This is a genomic window from Nocardia ninae NBRC 108245, from assembly GCF_007990755.1.
Classification (GTDB): domain Bacteria; phylum Actinomycetota; class Actinomycetes; order Mycobacteriales; family Mycobacteriaceae; genus Nocardia; species Nocardia ninae.
Window position 1 is genome coordinate 1 of the sequence record NZ_BJXA01000062.1, and the last position, 21,399, is coordinate 21,399.

Sequence of the window (21,399 nt, forward strand, 5' to 3'; positions counted from 1 at the left end):
CCAGGCGGCCGCCGCCGTCCCGACCGCGCTGCCCGCACTGCCCGCCGACCCGGTCTCCGCGCTCATGCAGGGCGTCGCGGTGCCCGCGCTGCCCGGCGTCGACCTGTTGATGAAGCCGATCCTCGACCTGCTCAGCAGCTTCGGCACCGGCGTCATCGGCGCGCTCGACCCGACCGCCATCCTGAGCCAGTCCTCCAAGGTCATCGATATGGCCATGCAGGTCGGCAAGGGCAGCATGACCACCGTCGAGCAGCTGTGGCAGAGCCAGGCCGCCCGCAACGCACAGGCCACCAGCCAGCAGGCCAACGTCGAAGGCCAGGAGACCAGCAAGCGCGGCATCGACATCTCCGAACTCACCCAGCGGGCCGCCGCGGTGGTACAGCAGGGGAACGCGCAATTGCTCACCGTCGCTTCGTCGTTCGCCACGCAGGCGACCGCCATGGCGCCGGTCATCCTGACCCCGCCCGCCCAGGCCACGCTGATGGCGTCGGCGACCGAGCACCTCGGTCAAGCCGTCGGCATCGTCAACGCCACCCGCGGTGACCTCGCAGGCAAGACCGGCGAGCTGAGCGGCATGGTGCAGCAGCTGGTCGCCCCCGGCGGCGGTCCGGCACCGCAGGAGATCGCGCAGGCGCTGGCCCAGAACGTCGGCCAGCCGATCCTGGAGCAGGCGCAGTCGACCGCGTCGGACACGGCGACGCAGGCCGCGGGCCTGAATTCGTCCACCGGCGCCCCGACTTCGACGTCGCCCGCCTCGGTGAACAGCACCGGCAGCCCGAGCACGACCAACCACGGCACCCCGGTCGGTGTGCCAGGCAGCCCGTCGAGCCGTACCGGCACGGGCAGTCCGAGCAGTCGGCCCAGCACCGGTACCCCGTCGATGCCCAAGACCACCGCCTTGCCCGGCACCAGCATGTCGCCGCTCCGATCGATCAGCGGTGTCCCCGGCACCACCGGTTTCGGCCCGACCTCGACCGGCACGCCGAGCACGACCGCGGCAGGCGCGGGCAGCGGTTTCATGGGTGCGCCCGGCGCTGCAGGCGGTCAGCGCAACGAGGACGAGCACTCGCGGAATGTGCAGCCTTACCAAAGTGCCACCGGGAACGACGATCTCACCGGTCCGCTCGGTGAATCCACGCCGGATGTGATCGGTGCGACGCACTCGGATGAGATCATCGGCTCCGACTACGAGCAGGATCAGTTCTAGGAACGCATCGTTCGGGGTAGCCCGGCTCGAGCAGTGGAAGTTTGCTCGGGTCGGGCTCTTTGCCGTTATGGGTGGTTGGCCCGAGAAGTTGCTGTGCTGCGCGGAATCGCTGGGCCGCACCCGGATACTCGGCCGGCGTAGGGAAGCTGCTCCGCAGCAGCGTCATCCATACGGTGCTGCGGAGGTTAAGCCGAACCGGTGTTCCGTGCTTCACCGAACGGACGTGGTGGCGAGGAATGTCGAGTGGCGCCGCCGCTATTACCCTTTCGGCGGAGCTGGCGAGGTCGTGGTTCGCCGTGCGGGACATGGCGGCGTGGGATGTCGAGTGGTGCCGCCGTCGTGTCCCGCCCGGTGAAGCTCGCGAAGTCGAATGGGAAATGATGGCGGCAAATGTCCAGTGGCGGTGCCGTCACGTCCCGCTCGGTGGAGCTGGCGAGGTCGAATGGGGCGTGGTGGCGGGGAGGGGTAAGTGAGGCCAGCGCTATGTCCGCTCGGCGCAGGTAAGTCGAGCGGGCCGCCGACTGCGTGCGAAAGCTGGGCTGTGGCGCGAGGTGTCGAGTGGCGGGGGCCGTCATGTCCCGCTGGGTGGAGCTGGCGAGGTCGAACGGGACGTGGAGGCGTGAGATGTCGAGTGGCGCTGCCGTCATGTCCCGCCCGGTGAAGCTGGCGAGGTCGAATGGGACACGGTGGCGGGGAATGTCGAGTGGCGACTTCGCTATGTCCCGTTCGGCGGAGTTGACGAGGTCGTGGTTCTCCGAGCGGGACATGGTGGGGAAGTCGAGTGGTGTCGCCATGTTCCGCTCGGCGGAGCCGGGCGCGGGTCAGGGGACGGGGATGAAGGCGTCGAGTAGCTTGCGGTAGAGGTCGGCGAAGCGCTTGCGGGCGGATTGTTGGTCCGGGGACAGCCCTTCGGTGGAGTCGGGGGCGTAGACGATGAGGTGGGCGTCTTCCTCGGGGGCCTGTGGCATCAGGTCGATGATCTGGCTGCCCTGGTCGGTGATGGTCGGCATGCCGAAGTCGACGGCGGCGAGGGCTCGGGTTTCGGCCAGGGCGGCGGTGAGGACCTCGGGTGGGATGTGGCCGTTGACCTTCTGCGGTGGGCTGTCCGGATGTCGTTCCGCGGCAACGGCATCGGGGATCTTGACGGCGCGGCCGTCACCGGATACCTCGAGTTGGGGGCGGAGGTCGATGCGGGTCTGCCAGCCGTTCGGGATGGTGGTGAGGGTGAGCAGCGCCAGCGGAGCGGAGACGGGACCGTGCGCCGCCGGCTGATCGGGCGGGTCGGCTGCCGCGGTTCCGGTGCTGATCGCGAGCGTCAGCATGGCGACCAGCAGTGCGGCTTTCGTTTGTCGCATAGTTCGCAACCTCCGTATCGATGAAAACGCTCCGCTGACATCGCACAGGGATGTCAGCGGAGCGTCAAATCCGCGCGTGGCGAATACCGTTGGCGTGTTGGGCAATCCGACCGGTCAGCGCAGTGCCGGCGGGTTGTCCACACTCGGCGCAGAGTAGGTGTCGCAAGCTTTGACCTGACCGGTCTTGTACCCGGTGAGGAACCACTTCTGCCGCTGCTCCGACGACCCGTGCGTCCAAGCCTCCGGATTCACCCGTCCCCGGGACGCCTGCTGGATCCGGTCGTCGCCGACGGCCGACGCGGCCGAGAGCGCGTCGCGGATGTCGTTGTCCGACAGCGGCTTCAAGAATGGCTGGTTGCTGCCCGGCGCCGGGGTCTTGTCCGCGAAGTGCGCCCAGAGACCGGCGTAGCAGTCGGCCTGCAGTTCGGTGCGCACGGCGGCGGAGTTCGCGCCCTGCGGATCCCGTTGGGCGCGGTCGATATCGCCGAGCTGGTTCTGGATGTGGTGGCCGATCTCGTGCGCCACCACGTACTCCTGGGCGAGCGGTCCACCGCTGGCGCCGAAGCGGTCGACGAGCTCCTGGAAGAAGCTGACGTCGAAGTAGGCGGACTGGTCTGCCGGGCAATAGAACGGGCCGACCGCGCTGGTCGCATTGCCGCATCCGGTGCTGATGGCGCCGGAGAACATCCGGACCTTCGGCTCCACATAACGCTGGCCGGTCTGCTTCGGCAGTTCGGGTGCCCACACCGAGTCCAGACTCTGGATGGTGAGCGCGACCCGGCAGTCGACGTATTTGTTGGCGCTCGCTCCGTCTGTGCAGTGTTCCGGCAAGCCACCACCGGGCGCCTGTGCCACCTGGGAGTCCTGGGCGCCGGTGAGATCGCCGATCAACGAACCCGGATCGCCGCCGAGCAGCAGTGCCAGCACCAGCACGATCAGTCCGCCCGCACCACCCCCCAGCGCGATTTTGCCGCCCCTGCCCGGTCCGCCACCTACCGAAACCCGGTCGGGGTCGATCTGCATGCCCTCGTTGAAGGTCATCGTCGTCGCTCTCTGTGTTGTCGCCTGCACGGGCGCCGCGTGGTCTAAAGCTTGACACAGGCGGGGCGAGGTCTGTTTCCACCCGGCGGACGTGTTTCGCTACGAGGACGGGATGCCACGTTCCGGGCGATTCAACCGGTGAGCGGCGCAGCGGAATCGACGTGGCGGACGGATCGAGCGGGAACGGCGGACCCACGCCGTCGCGACTGAGGTGAACAGCATGGATATCGGTTTCCGGCTCAGCGGCCGGGCTGGCTACGATGACTACCGCACCTGGCCATTGCCTGCCGGTGCGAAGTCGTCGAAAGGAACCTTGTGCTGCGCACCCACTTGGCTGGTTCGCTGCGAAGCGAGCATGCCGGTCAGACCGTGACCCTCACCGGATGGGTGGCCAGGCGGCGTGACCACGGTGGCGTGATCTTCATCGATCTGCGCGACGCGTCGGGTGTGTCGCAGGCGGTGTTCCGTGAGGGCGAACCGGCCGAGCAGGCCCACCGGCTCCGCGCCGAATACTGCGTGCGCGTCACCGGCGTGGTAGAGCTGCGCCCGGACGGCAACGAGAACCCGGAGCTGCCGACCGGCACCATCGAGGTGAACGTCACCGAGCTCGAGGTGCTCAACGAGAGCGCGCCGCTGCCGTTCCAGCTGGACGAGCAGCCCGGCGAAGAAGCCCGGCTGAAGTACCGCTACCTGGACCTGCGCCGCGAAGGCCCGGCGCACGCGATCCGGCTGCGGTCCAAGGCGAACGCCGCCGCCCGCGCGGTGCTGGCGAACCACGAGTTCGTCGAGGTCGAGACGCCGACGCTGACTCGCTCCACCCCCGAGGGTGCCCGCGACTTCCTGGTGCCCGCGCGCCTGCAGCCCGGCAGCTTCTACGCGCTGCCGCAGAGCCCGCAGCTGTTCAAGCAGCTGCTCATGGTCGGCGGCATCGAGCGCTACTACCAGATCGCGCGCTGCTACCGCGACGAAGACTTCCGCGCCGACCGCCAGCCCGAGTTCACTCAGCTCGACATCGAGATGAGCTTCGTGCGCCAGGACGATGTGATCCTGCTCGCCGAGCAGATCCTGGTCGGGCTGTGGAAGCTGATCGGCTACGACATCCCCACCCCGATTCCGCACATGACCTACGCGGAAGCCATGCGGCGCTTCGGTTCCGACAAGCCGGACCTGCGGTTCGGCATCGAGATCACCGAGTGCGCCGAGTACTTCAAGGACACGCCGTTCCGGGTGTTCCAGGCGCCGTACGTCGGCGCGGTCGTCATGCCGGGCGGCGCGAGCCAGCCGCGGCGTCAGCTCGACGCCTGGCAGGAGTGGGCCAAGCAGCGCGGCGCCAAGGGTCTGGCGTATGTGCTGATCAACGAGGACGGCACGCTCGGCGGCCCGGTCGCCAAGAACCTGAGCGACGCGGAGCGCGACGGGCTGGCCAAGCACGTCGGCGCGGTGCCCGGCGACTGCGTGTTCTTCGCGGCAGGCCCGGCCAAGGCGCAGCGCGCGCTGCTCGGTGCGGCGCGTGGCGAGATCGCCCGCAAGGTCGGGCTGATCGACGAGAACGCGTGGGCGTTCGTGTGGATCGTGGACGCGCCGATGTTCGAGCCCGCCGCCGAGGCCACCGCGAGTGGCGATGTGGCACTTGGACATTCGGCCTGGACGGCGGTGCACCACGCGTTCACCTCGCCGAAGCCGGAGTCCGTCGACACCTTCGACACCGACCCCGGTTCCGCGCTCGCCTACGCCTACGACATCGTCTGCAACGGCAACGAGATCGGCGGCGGAAGCATCCGTATCCACCGCCGCGATGTGCAGGAGCGCGTCTTCAAGGTGATGGGCATCAGCCAGGAGGAGGCGCAGGAGAAGTTCGGATTCCTGTTGGACGCCTTCGCCTTCGGCGCACCGCCGCACGGCGGCATCGCGTTCGGCTGGGACCGCATCGTCGCGCTGCTCGCCGGGCTCGACTCGATCCGTGAGGTGATCGCGTTCCCGAAGACCGGCGGCGGCGTCGACCCGCTCACCGACGCGCCCGCACCGATCACCGAGCAGCAGCGCAAGGAGGCGGGGCTGGACGCCAAGCCCGCGTCCAAGGGCGACAAGGCCGACGCGAAGGCGGACAAGCCCGCCGAATAACGGTGGGAACGGTACCTTCTGGACAGTTTCGATCCGTCGACCCGCCGGGCGACGCTGACCACGAGGGGATCCGTTGCTGCATCTGCGCATGATCAGCCCGTCGGACACCACCGACAAGGTGCTGGCCGTGCTCGCCGCGAATCCAGGGGCCACCCATGTGACCCTGGCTCGCGGCGTCGCGGTGGAACCCGTCGGCGACCTGATCCAGGCCGACGTCGCGCGCGAGGCCGCCAACGAGGTGCTGGCCGAGGTGACCGCGCTCGGGATCTGCGAATCCGGCGGCATTACCCTCGGCCCGGTCGAGACCGTGTTGTCCGAAGCGGGAGACCGGGCGGTCAAGGCGGCGCCGGGCGATCCGACCGACGCGGTGGTGTGGGAAGAACTGCTCGCGCAGACGAAAGAGGAGTCGACACTCAACTCGACGTTCATCGCCTTCCTCACCATCGCCTGCCTGCTTGCCGCGGTAGGTGTGGCCACCGATTCTCCGGTGACCATCGTGGGAGCGATGGTGGTCGGGCCGGAGTTCGGTCCGCTCGCCGCGTTCGCGGTCGGCATGGTGCGCAGGGATTTTCGGCTCGCGCGCCGATCCGCGATCGCGTTGGCTGTCGGGTTCCCGATAGCGATGGTGATCACGCTGTTCGCAACGTTGATGTGGGAACAGTTCGGCTGGATCAAGCTGAACGGCGTGGAGAGCCTGCCCAACGTCGACTTCATCTATGAGGTAGGGCCGTTCTCGCTGGTCGTCGCGTTGCTGGCCGGGGCGGCGGGCATGCTGTCGCTGGTTACCTCGAAATCGGCGGCGCTGGTCGGTGTGTTCATCTCGGTGACCACTGTGCCCGCTGCCGGATTCGCCGTCGTCGCAGCCACTTTGGGGGAGTGGAACGCGGCGTTCATGTCCGCGGGTCAGCTCGCGGTGAACCTGGCGGGCATCGTTACGGCCGGTGTGATAGTGCTTGCGCTGCGGCCTCGGGCGGGAAACGAGTCCGGTCCCATGGAACGTTTCAAGCGGTGGATCGGTATGCGCTCGTTGGTTGAGAAGTAGCACCACGGCCCCGTAACCGCACCGGTCAATCTGCAGTGGGGCAGGGGCTGGATGTCAAAGCGGCGCGTTCCGTCATCGGTCGATCTGCCGCGCACCAAGCGGTTACCCCGACCGCAGGAGCACAGCCGCACACTTTCTGATGTGACGCACATGGAATCGCATGCAATTTCGTGTGCGCCACATCAAAAGTTGTGCGGCTGCCGGGTTGTGCGTGCGGCTTACGCCGACATGTGGCGGATTAGAGAGGGGAGACGGTGCCTCCGGTGAGGGTGCGGTAGGCGTAGGTGACTGCCATGACTGCCACGGGTCCTGCAACGAGTAAACCGAGGCCGCACAGTAGAACACCGACGAAGGTGACGAACAGGACGGAAAGGGCAAGCAGTAGCACCGGCCAGATGTTGGTGACCACCAGCGTGGCGCTGGACTTGATCGCCTCGAATGGCCCCTCGTTCTGGTCGACGACGAAGTGCAGGGAGAACATGCACAGGATGCCGGCGATCAGTCCGGGCACGAGGCAGAGCGCTGCACCGATGACGGTCAGGAGGAACGCCAGCAGGGCGGTGATCAGCACATTGCCGGCGTTCACGAAACGGAAGTACGAACCGAAATGCGGTTTGTAGCCGTCGGTTTCATAGAGTGCGCCGCGCACCATGGCGGCTTGCAGCAGCCAGACGGCGGCGAGTACCGCGAGGAAGATCAGTAGTACCGGCAGCAACGTCGTGGGGTCGGTGAGTTGCACGACGAGCACGAAGCCGAGGTAGATGACCAACCCGCATGCGATCACTCCCATCCACGGCCCTGGATTCGAGCGGAACCGTTCCCAGCCGTAGCTGAGCGCCTGGCCCACATCGAGGGTGCCGGGGGCGGAAGCGGCGGCTTGCTGGTAGCCGTAGGTGGGTGGTGTTCCCTGCGGGGGCAGCATGCCCGGTTGTTGCATGCCGCCTTGTGGTGGCGCACCGTAGGACGGCACGTTCCCTTGTGGCGGCATCGATCCCGGTGGCATGGTGCCTTGCTGCGGCATCGAGCCGGGTGGCATGCCTTGTTGCGGCATGGGTCCGGGTGGCATGCCCTGTTGCGGCGTGGATCCGGGTGGCATGCCCTGTTGCGGCGTGGATCCGGGTGGCATGGTGCCATGCGGTGGTGATCCAGTTGGCACGTTTCCTTGGTGTGGTGATCCCGACGGCATGTTGCCGTGTGGCGGCAGCGATCCGGCTGGCGATGTCCCCTCTTGCGGCATGGAACCCGGCGGTACGTTTCCTTGCGATGGCATGGAACCCGACGGCATGTTTCCTTGTTGTGGCGAGCCGGTCGGCATATTTCCTTGTGGCGGCAGCGATCCCGGCGGCACGTTCCCCTGCGAGGGCATCGCTCCCTGCGGCCCAGCGCCTGATGGTGGCGTAGCGCCTGGAGGCATACCCGCGGATGCCGCACCGGCCCCGGACCCTGGCCCCGGAGGCATACCCGCGGGTTCCGCTGCGGGTCCGGTCCCTGGCGCACCGTAACTCGGCTGCGCCGTTTGCTCAGGATGTGCTGATTGCTGCGGCGGCGCTACCGGCGGCGGTGGCTCGACGGGTTCGCTGCCGTACTGCGCGGCACCCGGACCTTCGAACTGCGGGTACCCGGCCGACCCCGCCATCTCGTGCTTGCCGTGCTCGGTGCTCGTGCCCGGCGGCTGCGGTGGGTGACTTTCGTGCTGGCCCTGTTGCGCCGCGCGGCGTTCGTCGTCTCCGTGCTCGGGAGGGTCGCCAGCTGATGCGTGGGGCGGGGGAGGCGGTGTGCCGGTCATGCCATAGACCTTTCCACTCAACTGGTTTGCGGTGTGGCGCAGAGCAGTTGACGATGAGAAAACCTGACGGGTGCAATCGTGTCAAGCAACGGGCGTCCGTCCCGTAACCTCGAGAGAGACACGCCGAACGACGCGGAAAGGTTGTGTATCCGCTCGCTAGAAGTGACCTGATGCGAGTAACTTGAAGGGCGATGACCGCACTATTGGCCGAACGCGCCGCCGAAGTCGTGTCCGCAGCGCAACAGTTGCTCACAAAGCGAATGGGTGCTCCGGTAAAGCTGAGCGATCCGATCGAACTCAGCGGTAGTGGTAGAACGACGGTTCTCCGTGTGCGTGTAGCGGAAAACCCCTACTCGCTGCCGCGAACGCTCATCGTCAAACAAGTTCGCGGACACTCGCAGGACCGCACCACGGGTGGTCTCGCGCCCGGAGTCGCCAGCATCGATTCCGCGTTCCTCCGTGAAGCGGTCTCGTACCAGTTCACCACCGCCCTGAGCCGCGAACAGCGACCGGGCGCGTACCTGATCGCGCACAGTTTGCCTGAGCGTTTGCTGATCCTCAGTGACCTCGGCGAGAATTCGCTGCTCACTCAGATGTTGCGGTCCGGCGCCGAACCGGCGACCAGGAACGGGATGATGGCGTTCGCGCAGGCGCTCGGCCGTATGCACGCCGCCACCGTCGGCCGCGAAGCCGATTTCGTCGCCCTGCTGCGCCGCGTCGACGTGGTGCATCGCGTGGACGGCATTGCCCAGCAGGCCGAATCCGCGATCGCCGAGGTGCCCGGACTGCTGCAGCGTGAACTCGGCATCGAGGTGCCCGGCGAGATCGCCGAACGGATCGTGCGCGGCAACCGACTGTTCTCCGCCGGGCGATTCCGCGCGTTCAGTCCGTCGGATCTGTGCCCCGACAACGTGATTCTCAACGAGGAAGGCGCACGCTTCCTCGACTACGAGTGGGGCGGGTTCCGCGACGCCACCCTCGACATCGCCTACGCACTGGTGTCGTTCCCCGGTTGCCTGTGCGACTTCGAACTGTCCAGGGAACGCGCCAGGCAGATGGTCGAAGCTTGGCGTTCCGAAGTGGTCGGCGTGTGGCCCGCGCTGGCCGACGACGAGCTGATGTCCGAGCGCATCCTCGAAGCTCGCCTCATCTGGGTCTGGTTGTCCACATACTGGTTCCTCCCCGCAGACCACGCCCGCATCGCAGCCGCGCGCGAACACGGCATGTCCGTGCCACGCTCGGAAGCGCTGATCAACCGCTGGGCCGCGTTGGCCGAAGACGCCCGCTGCACCGGCGACGACATCATCGGCGACTTCGCCGAAGACGTCTCAGCGATGCTGGAAGAACGCTGGTCGGAGTAGCTGGAACGCACCACCGTTCCGTACCGCCGACTTGACGTAGATTCCGCGCTCTTGACTGAGGTTGCAGCGTGCGTCAAGAGTGCGGAACTTACGTCAAGTGAGATGACTTGGGTTCGGTGTTGAAGCCTTTGGTGGTTTGCGCTGTGGTTGTCGGGTGAGTGGCACGTGACGGTCGGCTCGTCACGTGTGCTGCCACCAGCGCCAGGCCGACACCTTTCAGTCCGCGGTGGCAACGGCTTTGTTGGACGAGTAGTCGCCGAACGGGACAGCCCGGGGGTCCACTCGCGGTCTAGTGCCGCCAGTCCCGCTCGGCGGTTGGTGACCTCTAGGCGTTGCCAGGAGTGGCAGCGTCGCTGAATTGGATTGGCGCTGCGGCGAATCACGCGGGTCGCCCCCGAAAGTTGCGCTAGCGACGGGCCGATAATAAATGGCACAATGCGTAAGAGTCCGACTTCAAGCGTCGGAATTGATCGAGGGGGCCATCATGGGTTACCTGCTATCAGCGATTGCCGTGCTGGCCATCCTTGCCGCCGCATTCACAATCCTGGTCATCCGCCGCCGCAACGCGGACCGCCACGAACCTGGAAACCCCCTGACCCGCGCCCAACAGGCAGGCACCCAGCTGAGCGGACAGTTTCCCGGTGGTGGTCGAAACCGTCGGCGCCGCAAGAAAGGTTCCCGCGGCTGGGCCGCCGGCGGCGCGGGCATCGGCATCGGTGGTGGCTGCGGTGGCGGTGGCGACAGCGGTGGTGGTGGCTGCGGAGGCGGCGGTGGAGGGGGCGGCGGCGGCGAGTAACGCCGCACGGTCAGCTCAGATCGCCGGCGAGGAACGGTGAAACGCGCGGCAGCACCTCCGTTGCATTACTCCACGCGGTGATGTGGTCGTGGTCGGGTATCGACAGGAACGTCGTGCTGGTCCGTTCGGCGAATGTCCGCATCGGCTGGTACCAGATGTCGCCGGTGCCTGCGTAGAGGAGCATCGGGACGGGCGACTCGGCCAACCGGTCATGCAGGCCGGGCTCGGCGGAGAACGCCGCGTAGTTCGCGCGCAGCGCCGCCGGGTCTGCGGCTTCGATCACGGCGGCGAGCGCGGGATCGGCGGTGGATCCCTGCTCGATCAGCGGGTACACATCGGCGTCGTCGGGCAAGCCCAGTTGGCCGCGCATCAGGGCTAGGGCCGAACCGAATCCATCGATCGGGTCGAAGGCGCCCGCGACGAGCCTGGTGAGACGCTCGGGTGCGTGCACGGCGACAGCGAATCCGGTCAGCGCGCCGAGCGAATAGCCCCAGTACGCGGCCCGATCCGCGCCGGCCTCGTCGAGCACCGCGGTCACGTAATCGGTTCGCCGCTCCAGTGCGTAGTCGATCGGATCCCGCGGGCTGTCACTGCCGCCGAGACCGAGTGGGTCCACGGTAATCACCGTGTGGGTCGCCGCCAAGACCGCGGTGTATCCGGCGTCGGTCCAGTGCGCGCCGACCTGGAACATGCCGGGGTGCAGCACCAGCGGCGGCCCGTCCCCGACCACGTCGAAGGCGATCTTGTGTCCGTTGCTGCGTGCGATAGGCACCTTGATTCCTTTCATCGACTGTTCGAAAGCCGGATGAGCGTACCGATCGTCAACCCCGCCTCGGTGCGAACCTCGGGGCTGTGGTGTCCGTTGAGCTTCCTCCGGCACGGCTCGCGTTTCCGAGCGGAAACCGTCCGATCGACCTGCCACGCAAGGCCTCTGGTTGATCCGACGGAAGCCAGGTCAGCAGTGACAGCTCAGGACCCGGGGAACGTCTCGCGAATGCGCGCATCCGTCAACACGGTGTCGTCCTACCAAAGACCCAGCCCTCGTCCTTTGATCTGTCCTTGGACAGAAAGCGAACCCGCCTCGTTCGATGCCGGTGGTTGGCAATGTGGTGGCTTCGCGGTGTCGGCTTGCCACAAGTCAGCGCGCCGGTGTCGCTTTGTCAGACTGCGGCCATCGACTTAGGGCTTGCCGGACAAACTTTCAGCCTGCCGGCGTGGAACGAGGATCGAGGCGCCCACCTGTCTGAACAGGCCAGCGAAGTTCTGTCGCAGCCAGTCGGCCGCGCCGCGCAGCCAGTCGGCGTGGCGGGGCTTGCCGAGTGGACTGTCCGTGTGCCGGGGCTAGCCGCGCGGACTGTCAGTGTGGTGGCCGCACCGCGCGGACTGTCAGCTTGCCGGTGTGGAGCGCGGTTCGAGGCGTCCGCCGGATCGGACGGCGAGCGAAGTTCCGTGGCGTACAGCGGAGTTCGGGTCGGTGACGTCGATGAGGTAGAACCAGTCCATTTGGGTCTGTTCGGAAGTTACCTCTAGTACGCCGTAGCCGTGGGAGTCCAGTTCGGTGTACTGCAGGTGGCGGTTGACGCTTCGGATCGAGTCCGCGATGGGGGCCGAGTTGAGCTTCAGTAGGTCGCCGATGCTGGTGGAGGTGACCGAGGGGATGACGAATTCGGTGCCTGCGGTGGCGCCTGCGGGGTAGTTGGCGGCGTCGACGGGGAGGTCGGCGGCCCAGGAGGTGTGGATGTCGCCGGTCAGGAACACGACGTCGGAGATCTGCTGGTCGGTGATCGTGCGAAACAGGTGCTGGCGGTCGGCGGTGTAGCCGTCCCACTGGTCGCCGTTGATGGTGAGGCCGGACTGCGGGAGGCCGAGGGTGCTGGTGATGGCGGCGGTGGTGGCCGGTTCGAGCGGCGGGAAGACGAGTGGGGCGATCATCACCGAATTGCCGACCAGCTTCCAGCGCACCGGCGCGGACGCCAAACCGGCAGTGAGCCAGTCCATTTGGGCTTTTCCGGTGATGGTGCGTGCGGGGTTGTCCGCCTCGCGCCAGCCCGCGCCGGGCTTCGCCTCTTGGTCGCGATAGCTGCGCAGGTCCAGCATGGACAGCTCGGCGAGCGTGCCGAAACGGAGCCTGCGGTAGATCTGCACCTCCGCGCCGGAACCCTGCGCGCGCACCGGCATCCACTCCAGATAGGCCTGCGCGGACGCGGCGCGGCGGTCCTGCCAGTTGCCCTGGGTTGCCGGGTTGTGGTTGTTGGCACCGCCGGACCACGAGTTGTCGGCGGATTCGTGGTCGTCCCAAGTGCAGATGAACGGCTGGCGGGCGTGCAGCTCGAGCAGGTCGGGGTCGGTCTTGTACTGCGCGTGCCGGATTCGATAGTCGGCCAGGCTGACGATCTCGTTCGCCGGATCATGCGGCCGCACAGTGCCATTGCGTCCGCCATACACGCCGCGGCCGTACTCGTAGATGTAATCGCCGAGGTGCACGATGGCGTCGAGATCGGTGCGGGCGGCGAGATGCCGGTAGGCCCCGAAGTATCCGGCCTCCCAGTTCGCGCAGGAGACGATCCCGAAGCGGAGGCGCTCCGGCGAATCGCCGAGCGCCGGGGCGGTCCGGGTTCGGCCGATCGGCGAGGTTTCGCCGAGGGCGGTGAACCGGTAGAAGTACTCGCGACCCGGCGCGAGGCCCGCGGCATCGATCTTCACGGTGTGATCGGAAGTCGCTGCGGCCGTGACGTTCCCGGACGCCGCGACGCTACCGAACCCCTCGTCCTCAGCGATTTCCCAACGCACACTTGCCGATTCGCCCACACCTGAGCCGGGCGTCGCCTCGTCGGACACGGTGACGCGGGTCCACAGGATCACCCCGTTCGGCAACGGATCGCCAGAGGCGACCCCGTGCCGGAAAACCGCACTCGCCGCTCGCGCCGGAGCCGCGCTCAGCACCGCCGCCGCGGTAGCAGCCGCGCCACCTTTCAGCAGGGTGCGCCGCGCGAAGGGCCCGAACGGAGAATCTGAAACGACCGTGTTTTCAGCCACGAGTATTGATCACATCCGATGTGCGGTCGACACGCAAATCGGCTCGCCGCACACCGCCCAGATCGCCGAACGGAACATTGAGGCGGCCCACGCGGCGTGTCCCCACCGACAACGGTCTTGCTGCCGAGCGGGACGTCGTGGCGGCCGATGCGGTGCGTCGTCGCCGCCATGTCCCTTTCAGCGACGACTGTGCTGTCGAGCGAGACATCGTGGTGGCGTGCCCGCACGCATAGGACGCAGCGTCGAGCAGATCGCGACACGTCTTCGCCACCGTGTCCCGCGGCAGCGTGCGGGTGGCGGTGCAGCGCGTTCGGTCTTGTCGGTGTACCTCGGTAACGTTGCCGGATGTGACCGATGGCTTGTTCGACGTGCCCGGCGACGGTGTGCCTGCAGAGCACAGCATCGACAATGTGGTGCGCCGTGATTCCGGGGCGCCGCTTGCGGTGCGGATGCGGCCTGCGTCGTTGGACGAGGTGGTCGGGCAGCAGCATTTGCTCGGGCCGGGGTCGCCGTTGCGGCGGTTGGTGGAGGGGTCGGGGGCGGCGTCGGTGCTGCTGTACGGTCCGCCCGGGACGGGTAAGACGACGTTGGCGTCGCTGATTTCGCATTCGACCGGTCGCCGGTTCGAGGCACTGTCCGCCTTGTCGGCGGGGGTGAAGGAAGTGCGGGCGGTGATCGATGTCGCGCGACGCAGGCTGTCGGCGGGCGAGCAGACCGTCTTGTTCATCGATGAGGTGCATCGCTTCTCGAAGACGCAGCAGGACGCGCTGCTCGCCGCAGTCGAGAACCGGATTGTGCTGCTTGTCGGCGCCACTACGGAGAATCCGTCGTTCTCGGTGGTGTCGCCGCTGCTGTCCCGCTCGCTGGTGCTGCAACTGCAATCGCTCACCGAGGACGACATCCGTCAGGTACTCCTGCGGGCGATCCACGACAAACGCGGACTGGACGACCAGTACACGGTCTCGGACGAGGCGCTCGACCACATCGTCCGCATCGCGGGTGGTGACGCACGCCGCGCGCTCACCGCGCTGGAAGCCTCGGCCGAATCCTCGCTCGACGGCACCGTCGGCGTCGAACTCGTCGAGGCCAGCGTGGACAAGGCCGCCGTCCGCTACGACCGGGCAGGCGACCAGCACTACGACGTGATCAGCGCCTTCATCAAATCCATCCGCGGCTCCGACGTCGACGCCGCACTGCACTACCTCGCGCGGATGCTCACGGCGGGTGAGGACCCACGCTTCATCGCGCGCAGGCTGATGATCCATGCCAGCGAGGACATCGGCATGGCCGACCCGACCGCCCTGCAAACCGCCACCGCCGCCGCGCAGGTCGTCCAGCTGGTCGGTCTGCCGGAAGCCCGTCTCGCCTTGGCGCAGGCCACCATTCACCTGGCCAGCGCACCCAAATCCGGCGCCGTGATCGCCGCGCTCGGCGCCGCCATGGCCGACGTGGCTGCTGGCAAAGCAGGTGCGGTACCGCCGCATCTGCGCGACGGCCACTACGCAGGCGCCGCGAAACTCGGCAACGCCAAGGGCTACAAATACCCGCACGACAACCGCGACGGCGTGCTCGCCCAGCAATACCCGCCGGACGAGCTGGTCGGCGTCGACTACTACCAACCCACCGACCACGGCAACGAACGCGAAATCGGCCCACGGGTGGACAAGCTGCGCCGGATCATCCGCGGAAAGTAGGCGGAACCGGCGTACGTACCCGCGGTCGATGCCCAGCCTGGTGGGGCCGCGCTGCGCTGGGCCATCCGCAGATGTAGACGGAAAGTTGGCAGAGCTCGGCCTTCGCACCCACCGTCGGCGGCCTATCGGCGGGACCGTGCCGCGCCGGTCCGCCCGCGGAAGCGAGGTCGAACTCGCCCTTCGCACCCACCCTCGATGCCCTGCCAGCGGGACCGAGCACCGACAGCTCGTCAGACAATCGCCGCAAGGTTGCCGGGTGTCCCACAGCACCCGACTCGATGAAAAACCACGTGCACGGCACCGGTAGGCTGGATATCTGTGCAGACCCACGAGATTCGACGGCGCTTCCTGGACCATTTCGTCCGTGCCGGCCACACCGAGGTGCCGAGTGCCTCGCTGATCTTGGCCGACCCGAACCTGCTGTTCGTCAACGCAGGCATGGTCCAGTTCAAGCCGTACTTCCTGGGCCAGGAGGCTCCGCCGTACCCGCGCGCGACGAGCGTGCAGAAGTGTGTGCGCACCGGTGACATCGAAGAGGTCGGCGTCACCACGCGGCACAACACCTTCTTCCAGATGGCGGGCAACTTCTCCTTCGGTGACTACTTCAAGGAAGAGGCGATCCGCCTCGCCTGGGAGTTGATCAGCAAGTCGCAGGAGGACGGCGGTTTCGGCTTCGATCCCGAGCGGATCTGGGTGACCGCGTACGAATCCGACCCCGAGGCGGCCGAGATCTGGCGCCGCGTCGCGGGCATTCCCGAGGAGCGGATCCAGTTCCGCGACGGCAAGGACAACTACTGGGACATGGGCGTGCCCGGTCCCGGTGGTCCGTGCTCGGAGATCTACTTCGATCGCGGACCCGAGTACGGTCGCGACGGCGGCCCGGTCGCCGACGAGGACCGCTACCTCGAGATCTGGAATCTCGTGTTCATGCAGGACGTTCGCGGTGAGCTGAGCCCGAAGGAGGGCCATCCGCCGATCGGTTCGCTGCCGAAGAAGAACATCGACACCGGCATGGGCGTCGAGCGGGTCGCCATGCTGTTGCAGGGGGTCGAGAACGTCTACGAGACCGACCTGCTGCGCCCGATCATCGACAAGGCCGAGGAACTCACCGGCCGCTCCTACGGCGTCGAGCACGAAAACGATCGCCGCTTCCGGGTGATCGCCGACCACACCCGTTCCAGCGCCATGCTCATCGCCGACGGTGTGAACCCGGGCAACGACGGGCGCGGCTACGTCCTGCGCAGGCTGCTGCGCCGGATCGTGCGCTCGGCGCGACTGTTGGGCGCGGAAAAGCCGGTGATGGCGGAGTTCATGAAGGTCGTCAGCGACCTGATGGCGCCGTCGTACCCCGAACTGGCCACCGATTTCCAGCGCATCGAGACGATCGCCGTCGGCGAGGAGACGGCCTTCCTCAAGACGTTGAACACCGGCTCCGCGCTGTTCGACAACACCGCGAGCGCGGTGCAGGCCAAGGGCGGCAACACGATTCCCGGATCGGATGCCTTCAAGCTGCACGACACCTACGGCTTCCCGATCGAGCTGACGCTGGAGATGGCGGCCGAGGCCGGGCTGACGGTGGACGAGAACGGTTTCCGTGAGCTGATGGCCCAGCAGGTGGCCAACGCCAAGGAAGACGCGCGCAAACGCAAGCACGGCCACGCCGACCTGACCGTCTACAAGGAGCTGGTCGACCGCGGCGCCACCGAGTTCACCGGTTTCGACGAGCTGACCTCCGAGGCGAACGTGCTCGCCCTGATCGCCGACGGCGTGCGGGTGCCCGTGGCCTCGGCGGGCCAGGACGTCGAGGTGATCCTCGATCGCAGCCCGCTCTACGCCGAGGCCGGCGGCCAGATCGCGGACCGCGGCTCCATCACGGCTTCGGGTGTGAAGCTGCGTGTCAACGACGTGCAGAAGATCGCCAAGAAGCTGTGGGTGCACAAGACCACCGTCGAGCAGGGGCAGATCACCGAGGGCGATGTCGTTCTCGCGCAGGCGGATCCGGCTTGGCGGCGCGGCGCCACCCAGGGCCACTCCGGCACGCACATGGTGCATGCCGCGCTGCGGCAGATCCTCGGCCCGAACGCGGTGCAGGCGGGCTCACTGAACAAGCCGGGCTACCTGCGGTTCGACTTCAACTGGCAGGGGCAGCTCTCCGAGAGCCAGAAGGCCGATATCGAGGCCGTGTCCAACGACGCGGTAGGCGCGGACTTCCCGGTCAACACCTTCGTCACCGACCTCACCAAGGCCAAGCAGATGGGCGCGATGGCGCTGTTCGGCGAGAACTACGGCGACGAGGTGCGCGTGGTGGAGATCGGCGGCCCGTTCTCGATGGAGCTGTGCGGTGGTACGCACGTGCAGCATTCCTCGCAGATCGGCCCGATCACCGTGCTCGGCGAGTCCTCGGTCGGTTCCGGCATCCGCCGCGTGGAGGCCTTCGTCGGCCTCGACTCCTACAAGTACCTGGCCAAGGAGCGCGCGCTGCTGGCCGGTGTGGCGTCCTCACTGAAGGTGCCCTCGGAAGAGGTGCCCGCGCGGGTCGAGCAACTGGTGGAGCGGCTCAAGGTGGCCGAGAAGGAACTCGAGCGCACCAAGATGGCCGCCGTGCTGTCGTCCGCGGGCAAGTTCGTCGAGGAGGCCGAGCGGATCGGTGCCGTGCTGCTGGTCGCCGTCGCGGCGCCCGAGGGCGTCACCGCCGGCGATCTGCGCACGCTGGCCACCGACATCCGCGGCCGGTTCGGCACGAACCCCGCCGTGGTGGTGCTGCTCGGCAACGCCGACGGCAAGGTGCCGTTCGTGGTGACCGTCAACAAGGGCGCTCAGGACCTCGGCTTCAAGGCCGGCGAACTGGTCGCCGCCTTCGGCCCGAGCATCGCCGGGCGCGGTGGTGGGAAGCCGGAGATGGCGCAGGGCGCCGGATCCGATCCGTCGGGGATTCCCGCCGGCCTTGCCGCGGTCCGCGCTCGGGTGGCCGAACTGGCCGGGTGATGGCTTCGCCGAGCGATTCCGAGGGGGGTGGCGGTCGGGCACGTGACGTGGCCGACCCTGACCATCCCGAGAGGTCGGCGCCGCACGGCGCCGACCGGCCCCATCCAGACACCGACCCGGGTCGTGGTCGGCGGATCGCCGTCGATGTCGGCAGTGTCCGTATCGGCGTCGCGTCGAGCGACCCCGACGGTGTCCTCGCCACGCCCGTGGAGACCGTGCCGCGTGCGAAGCCGAACAAGCGCTCGGCCGCGCCCGCGCCCGATATCGCCAGAATTGCTGAAATTGTGCGGGAGTACGAGGCCGTCGAAGTGATCGTGGGTCTGCCCCGAACATTACGCGGGGAGAAGGGCACTGCCGCTACCATTGCCACCGCATTCGCCGATCAGTTGCGGGCCGCCGTGTCGCCGGTGCCTATACGACTTTCCGACGAACGTTTGACTACGGTGTCAGCTGCACGTGCATTGCGGGACAGTGGAGTTCGCGCGCGTGGCCAGCGGCAAGTGATCGATCAGGCGGCGGCCGTCTCGATCCTGCAAGGATGGTTGGACGAACGGAGTGCGGTGTTGAGGTCGGTTGAAGCGGTGCGGCACGCGTCGTCCGAGGACGACGCATGACGGATCGATGGGCACGGGCCGAGGAACGGTACCGGCAGCGCGAAGCTGACCGGCGTTACCGGCGTGACGACCGAGCCTGGGGCGGGCAGAACAGCAGAGACACGCGCGGCAAGACGAACCGGGTGGTCGGCCGGGAGCAGGACGACTGGGACGACTACGAGGACGACACCACCGTCATCCCGCGCTACACCGACGACATGGAGCCGCCCGAACCCGCGCCACGCCCGCGGGCCGACGCGGAGCGCCCGCCGCGTAAGCGCGTCGGCCGCCGGGAAGCGGCCCGGCACGAGGACGACGAGCCGGAGGAAGGCAGCCGGCGGTCGCGCAGTGCGCAGCGCGGCAAACGCTCCCGTGCGGCCTCACGCAAGGCGCAGGAGCGCAAGCGGCGCAGGCGCACCATGTGGCTGTTCGCCGGTGTCTTCGTGCTGCTGTTCGCCGGTGCCGCGGTGTTCGCGGGCATGAAGCTGATCGAGAAGCTCGGTCCGCCTGAGGATTTCGCCGGACCGGTCGGCCCGTTGGTCGTGGTGCAGGTGCACGACGGCGACACCTCGCAGCAGATCGCGGCCAGCATGAAGGAAAAGGGCATCGTCGCCAGCACCGGCGCGTTCATCGAAGCGGCCGTGCGCAATACGAACATGAACTCGGTGCAGCCCGGCTTCTACGCGATCCCGAGCCGCAGTCCCGCCGTGCAGGCGGTGTCCGCGTTGACCGGTAAGCAGGCCAGGGTCGGCAACCTCGTCATTCCCGAGGGACGGTTGCTGCACGACCAGTTCGAGGTGGGCTCCGGCAGGCGCACCGACGGCATCTACCGCATGATGGCCGAGGCCAGCTGCATCGGCACCGGCACGAACCAGAAGTGCGCGACCTACGAAGAACTCCAGGCCGCCGGTTCGAGCGTCGACCTCGCCGCGCTCGGCGTGCCCGCCTGGGCCGCGCAAGGCGTGCAGAACTGCCCCGACCGGACCAGGCAGCTGGAAGGCCTGATCGCTGCGGGCACATTGGACTTCGACCCGAGCGGCACGCCGGTGGAGATGCTGCGGCAGGTCGTGACGGCCAGCGCCAAGGCCTATGAATCCACCGGCCTGTTGCAGTCCGGCGGCGAGACCAAGTTGACGCCGTATCAGACGCTGATCGCCGCGTCGCTCGTCGAACGCGAGGCCAAGCCGCAGGACATGGGCAAGGTCGCGCGGGTGATCGTCAACCGGCTGCGGGTTCCGCAGATGCTGCAGTTCGACTCGACGGTGAACTACGCACTCGACCGCACCGAGGTGCAGACCACCGACGCGGACCGCGCGCAGGAAACGCCGTGGAACACCTACGCGATGTCCGGGCTGCCCGCGACGCCGATCGCCGCGCCGTCGCTGAACGCGTTGCGCGCCATGGAGAATCCGGAACCCGGGCCGTGGTTGTACTTCGTGACGGTCGACAAACAGGGCACCACCCTGTTCACCGACGATTACACCCAGCATCAGCGCTACATTCGGCAGGCCCAGGCGAGCGGAATCCTCGACAGTGGTCGCTGAACGCAAAGCGGCGGTGCTGGGTAAGCCCATCGCGCACTCGCGTTCGCCGCAGTTGCACCTGGCCGCGTACCGCGCGCTCGGGCTCGACTGGAGCTACGAACGCATCGAGTGCACGGCCGAGCAGTTGCCCGGACTGGTCGACGGGCTCGGGGCCGAATGGGTCGGGCTGTCGGTGACCATGCCCGGCAAAGAGGCGGCGCTGGTCTATGCCGCTGAGCGCACCGAGCGGGCGATGCTGGTCGGGTCGGCCAACACGCTCGTCCGGCGTGACGGTGGCTGGCTGGCCGACTGCACCGATGTGGACGGTGTGCTCGGTGCGCTGCGCGGGGGTGGGATTGTCGGTTTGGACGAGGCCGTGGTGCTCGGTGCCGGTGGTACCGCGCGGCCTGCGCTGCTCGCGTTGTCCGAACTCGGTGCGAAGACGGTGACCGTGATCGCGCGGGATGCCGGTCGGGCAAGCAGCGCTTTGGATCTCGCGGAGCGGCTCGGCATGAATGCGGCGGTGACGGCGTTCGATCCGGACGCGCTCGTCGGACTGTGTGAGCGGGCGAGCGTGGTGGTGAGCACGATTCCGGCCGAGGCCGCTGCGGTCGTTGCGGAGGCGGTGGCGAAGGCGCCGGTGGTGCTCGACGCGATCTACAACCCGTGGCCGACGCCGCTGGCCGAGGCAGTTACGCGGGCTGGACATACGGTGGTCAGCGGGTTGCAGATGCTGTTGAACCAGGCGTATGGGCAGGTCGAGTTGTTCACTGGGTGTCCGGCTCCGCGCGCGGAAATGGCTGCGGCGCTGGAGAGTCCGGGCTAGCTCGCCTCGTGTAGGCGTGCGTCGGCTGGAAGT

At 67.6% G+C, this 21,399-nt stretch carries 16 protein-coding genes; 11 read left to right on the top strand and 5 right to left on the bottom strand.

The genetic code is table 11. The features are described 5' to 3' along the window. Positions 1-1,207, top strand: a 1,207-nt coding sequence (locus tag NN4_RS32430; protein ID WP_147139399.1) for a hypothetical protein, incomplete at its 5' end; no start/stop codon positions are given. 821 nt (positions 1,208-2,028) lie between these two features. On the opposite strand, the gene NN4_RS32435 is transcribed toward NN4_RS32430, so the two are convergent. After that, entirely contained in the window at positions 2,029-2,562 is a 534-nt protein-coding gene (locus NN4_RS32435; RefSeq protein WP_147139401.1) for a hypothetical protein, read from the bottom strand. A gap of 114 nt (positions 2,563-2,676) precedes the next feature. Continuing rightward, positions 2,677-3,603, bottom strand: coding sequence for a KPN_02809 family neutral zinc metallopeptidase (gene ypfJ, locus NN4_RS32440; RefSeq protein WP_147139403.1), 927 nt, complete (start codon positions 3,601-3,603; stop codon positions 2,677-2,679). A 315-nt stretch (positions 3,604-3,918) separates the two neighbouring features. On the opposite strand from ypfJ, the gene aspS reads away from it, so the two are divergent. Together aspS and NN4_RS32450 are read left to right on the top strand one after the other, a co-directional pair. Next, positions 3,919-5,724, top strand: coding sequence for an aspartate--tRNA ligase (gene aspS, locus NN4_RS32445; RefSeq protein ID WP_147139404.1), 1,806 nt, complete (start codon positions 3,919-3,921; stop codon positions 5,722-5,724). Between the two features lie 73 nt (positions 5,725-5,797). Next, positions 5,798-6,766 carry a DUF389 domain-containing protein gene (locus NN4_RS32450; RefSeq protein WP_186818736.1) on the top strand — a complete coding sequence of 323 codons (969 nt, stop codon included), beginning with the start codon at positions 5,798-5,800 and terminating at the stop codon, positions 6,764-6,766. Positions 6,767-7,004: 238 nt separating this feature from the next. Here the strand turns inward: NN4_RS32450 and NN4_RS32455 are convergent, their stop codons facing one another. Further along, positions 7,005-7,892: a hypothetical protein gene (locus NN4_RS32455; RefSeq protein WP_246181200.1), complete on the bottom strand. Its 888-nt coding sequence runs from the start codon at positions 7,890-7,892 to the stop codon at positions 7,005-7,007. A 408-nt stretch (positions 7,893-8,300) separates the two neighbouring features. Between NN4_RS32455 and NN4_RS45295 the strand changes: the two genes are divergently transcribed. The 3 genes from NN4_RS45295 to NN4_RS45300 all read left to right on the top strand — a co-directional run bounded on the left by NN4_RS45295 (position 8,301) and on the right by NN4_RS45300 (position 10,709). Further along, positions 8,301-8,519, top strand: coding sequence for a hypothetical protein (locus NN4_RS45295; protein ID WP_186818737.1), 219 nt, complete (start codon positions 8,301-8,303; stop codon positions 8,517-8,519). A 224-nt stretch (positions 8,520-8,743) separates the two neighbouring features. Then, positions 8,744-9,913 carry a phosphotransferase family protein gene (locus NN4_RS32460; protein WP_107657975.1) on the top strand — a complete coding sequence of 390 codons (1,170 nt, stop codon included), beginning with the start codon at positions 8,744-8,746 and terminating at the stop codon, positions 9,911-9,913. A gap of 484 nt (positions 9,914-10,397) precedes the next feature. Continuing rightward, positions 10,398-10,709: a hypothetical protein gene (locus NN4_RS45300; RefSeq protein ID WP_186818738.1), complete on the top strand. Its 312-nt coding sequence runs from the start codon at positions 10,398-10,400 to the stop codon at positions 10,707-10,709. A 10-nt stretch (positions 10,710-10,719) separates the two neighbouring features. Here the strand turns inward: NN4_RS45300 and NN4_RS32470 are convergent, their stop codons facing one another. Both NN4_RS32470 and NN4_RS32475 read right to left on the bottom strand, forming a co-directional pair. Then, on the bottom strand, positions 10,720-11,481 hold the full coding sequence (locus NN4_RS32470; RefSeq protein WP_186818739.1) for an alpha/beta fold hydrolase: 762 nt from the start codon (positions 11,479-11,481) through the stop codon (positions 10,720-10,722). Positions 11,482-12,095: 614 nt separating this feature from the next. Further along, positions 12,096-13,745 carry an alkaline phosphatase D family protein gene (locus tag NN4_RS32475; protein ID WP_371865783.1) on the bottom strand — a complete coding sequence of 550 codons (1,650 nt, stop codon included), beginning with the start codon at positions 13,743-13,745 and terminating at the stop codon, positions 12,096-12,098. Positions 13,746-14,092: 347 nt separating this feature from the next. Between NN4_RS32475 and NN4_RS32480 the strand changes: the two genes are divergently transcribed. The 5 genes from NN4_RS32480 (at position 14,093) to NN4_RS32500 (ending at position 21,366) form a co-directional block, all read left to right on the top strand. Further along, on the top strand, positions 14,093-15,439 hold the full coding sequence (locus tag NN4_RS32480; protein ID WP_147139411.1) for a replication-associated recombination protein A: 1,347 nt from the start codon (positions 14,093-14,095) through the stop codon (positions 15,437-15,439). 318 nt (positions 15,440-15,757) lie between these two features. Continuing rightward, positions 15,758-18,424: an alanine--tRNA ligase gene (gene alaS / locus NN4_RS32485; protein WP_147139413.1), complete on the top strand. Its 2,667-nt coding sequence runs from the start codon at positions 15,758-15,760 to the stop codon at positions 18,422-18,424. Continuing rightward, positions 18,424-19,038 carry a Holliday junction resolvase RuvX gene (gene ruvX, locus NN4_RS32490; RefSeq protein WP_147139416.1) on the top strand — a complete coding sequence of 205 codons (615 nt, stop codon included), beginning with the start codon at positions 18,424-18,426 and terminating at the stop codon, positions 19,036-19,038. The genes alaS and ruvX overlap by 1 nt, the downstream gene beginning before the upstream one ends. Continuing rightward, positions 19,035-20,561: an endolytic transglycosylase MltG gene (mltG, locus tag NN4_RS32495; RefSeq protein WP_186818740.1), complete on the top strand. Its 1,527-nt coding sequence runs from the start codon at positions 19,035-19,037 to the stop codon at positions 20,559-20,561. The genes ruvX and mltG overlap by 4 nt, the downstream gene beginning before the upstream one ends. Then, positions 20,551-21,366 (top strand): shikimate dehydrogenase, encoded by an 816-nt coding sequence (locus tag NN4_RS32500; RefSeq protein WP_147139419.1) that lies wholly within the window; start codon positions 20,551-20,553, stop codon positions 21,364-21,366. The genes mltG and NN4_RS32500 overlap by 11 nt, the downstream gene beginning before the upstream one ends. The last annotated feature ends 33 nt before the right edge of the window (positions 21,367-21,399 follow it).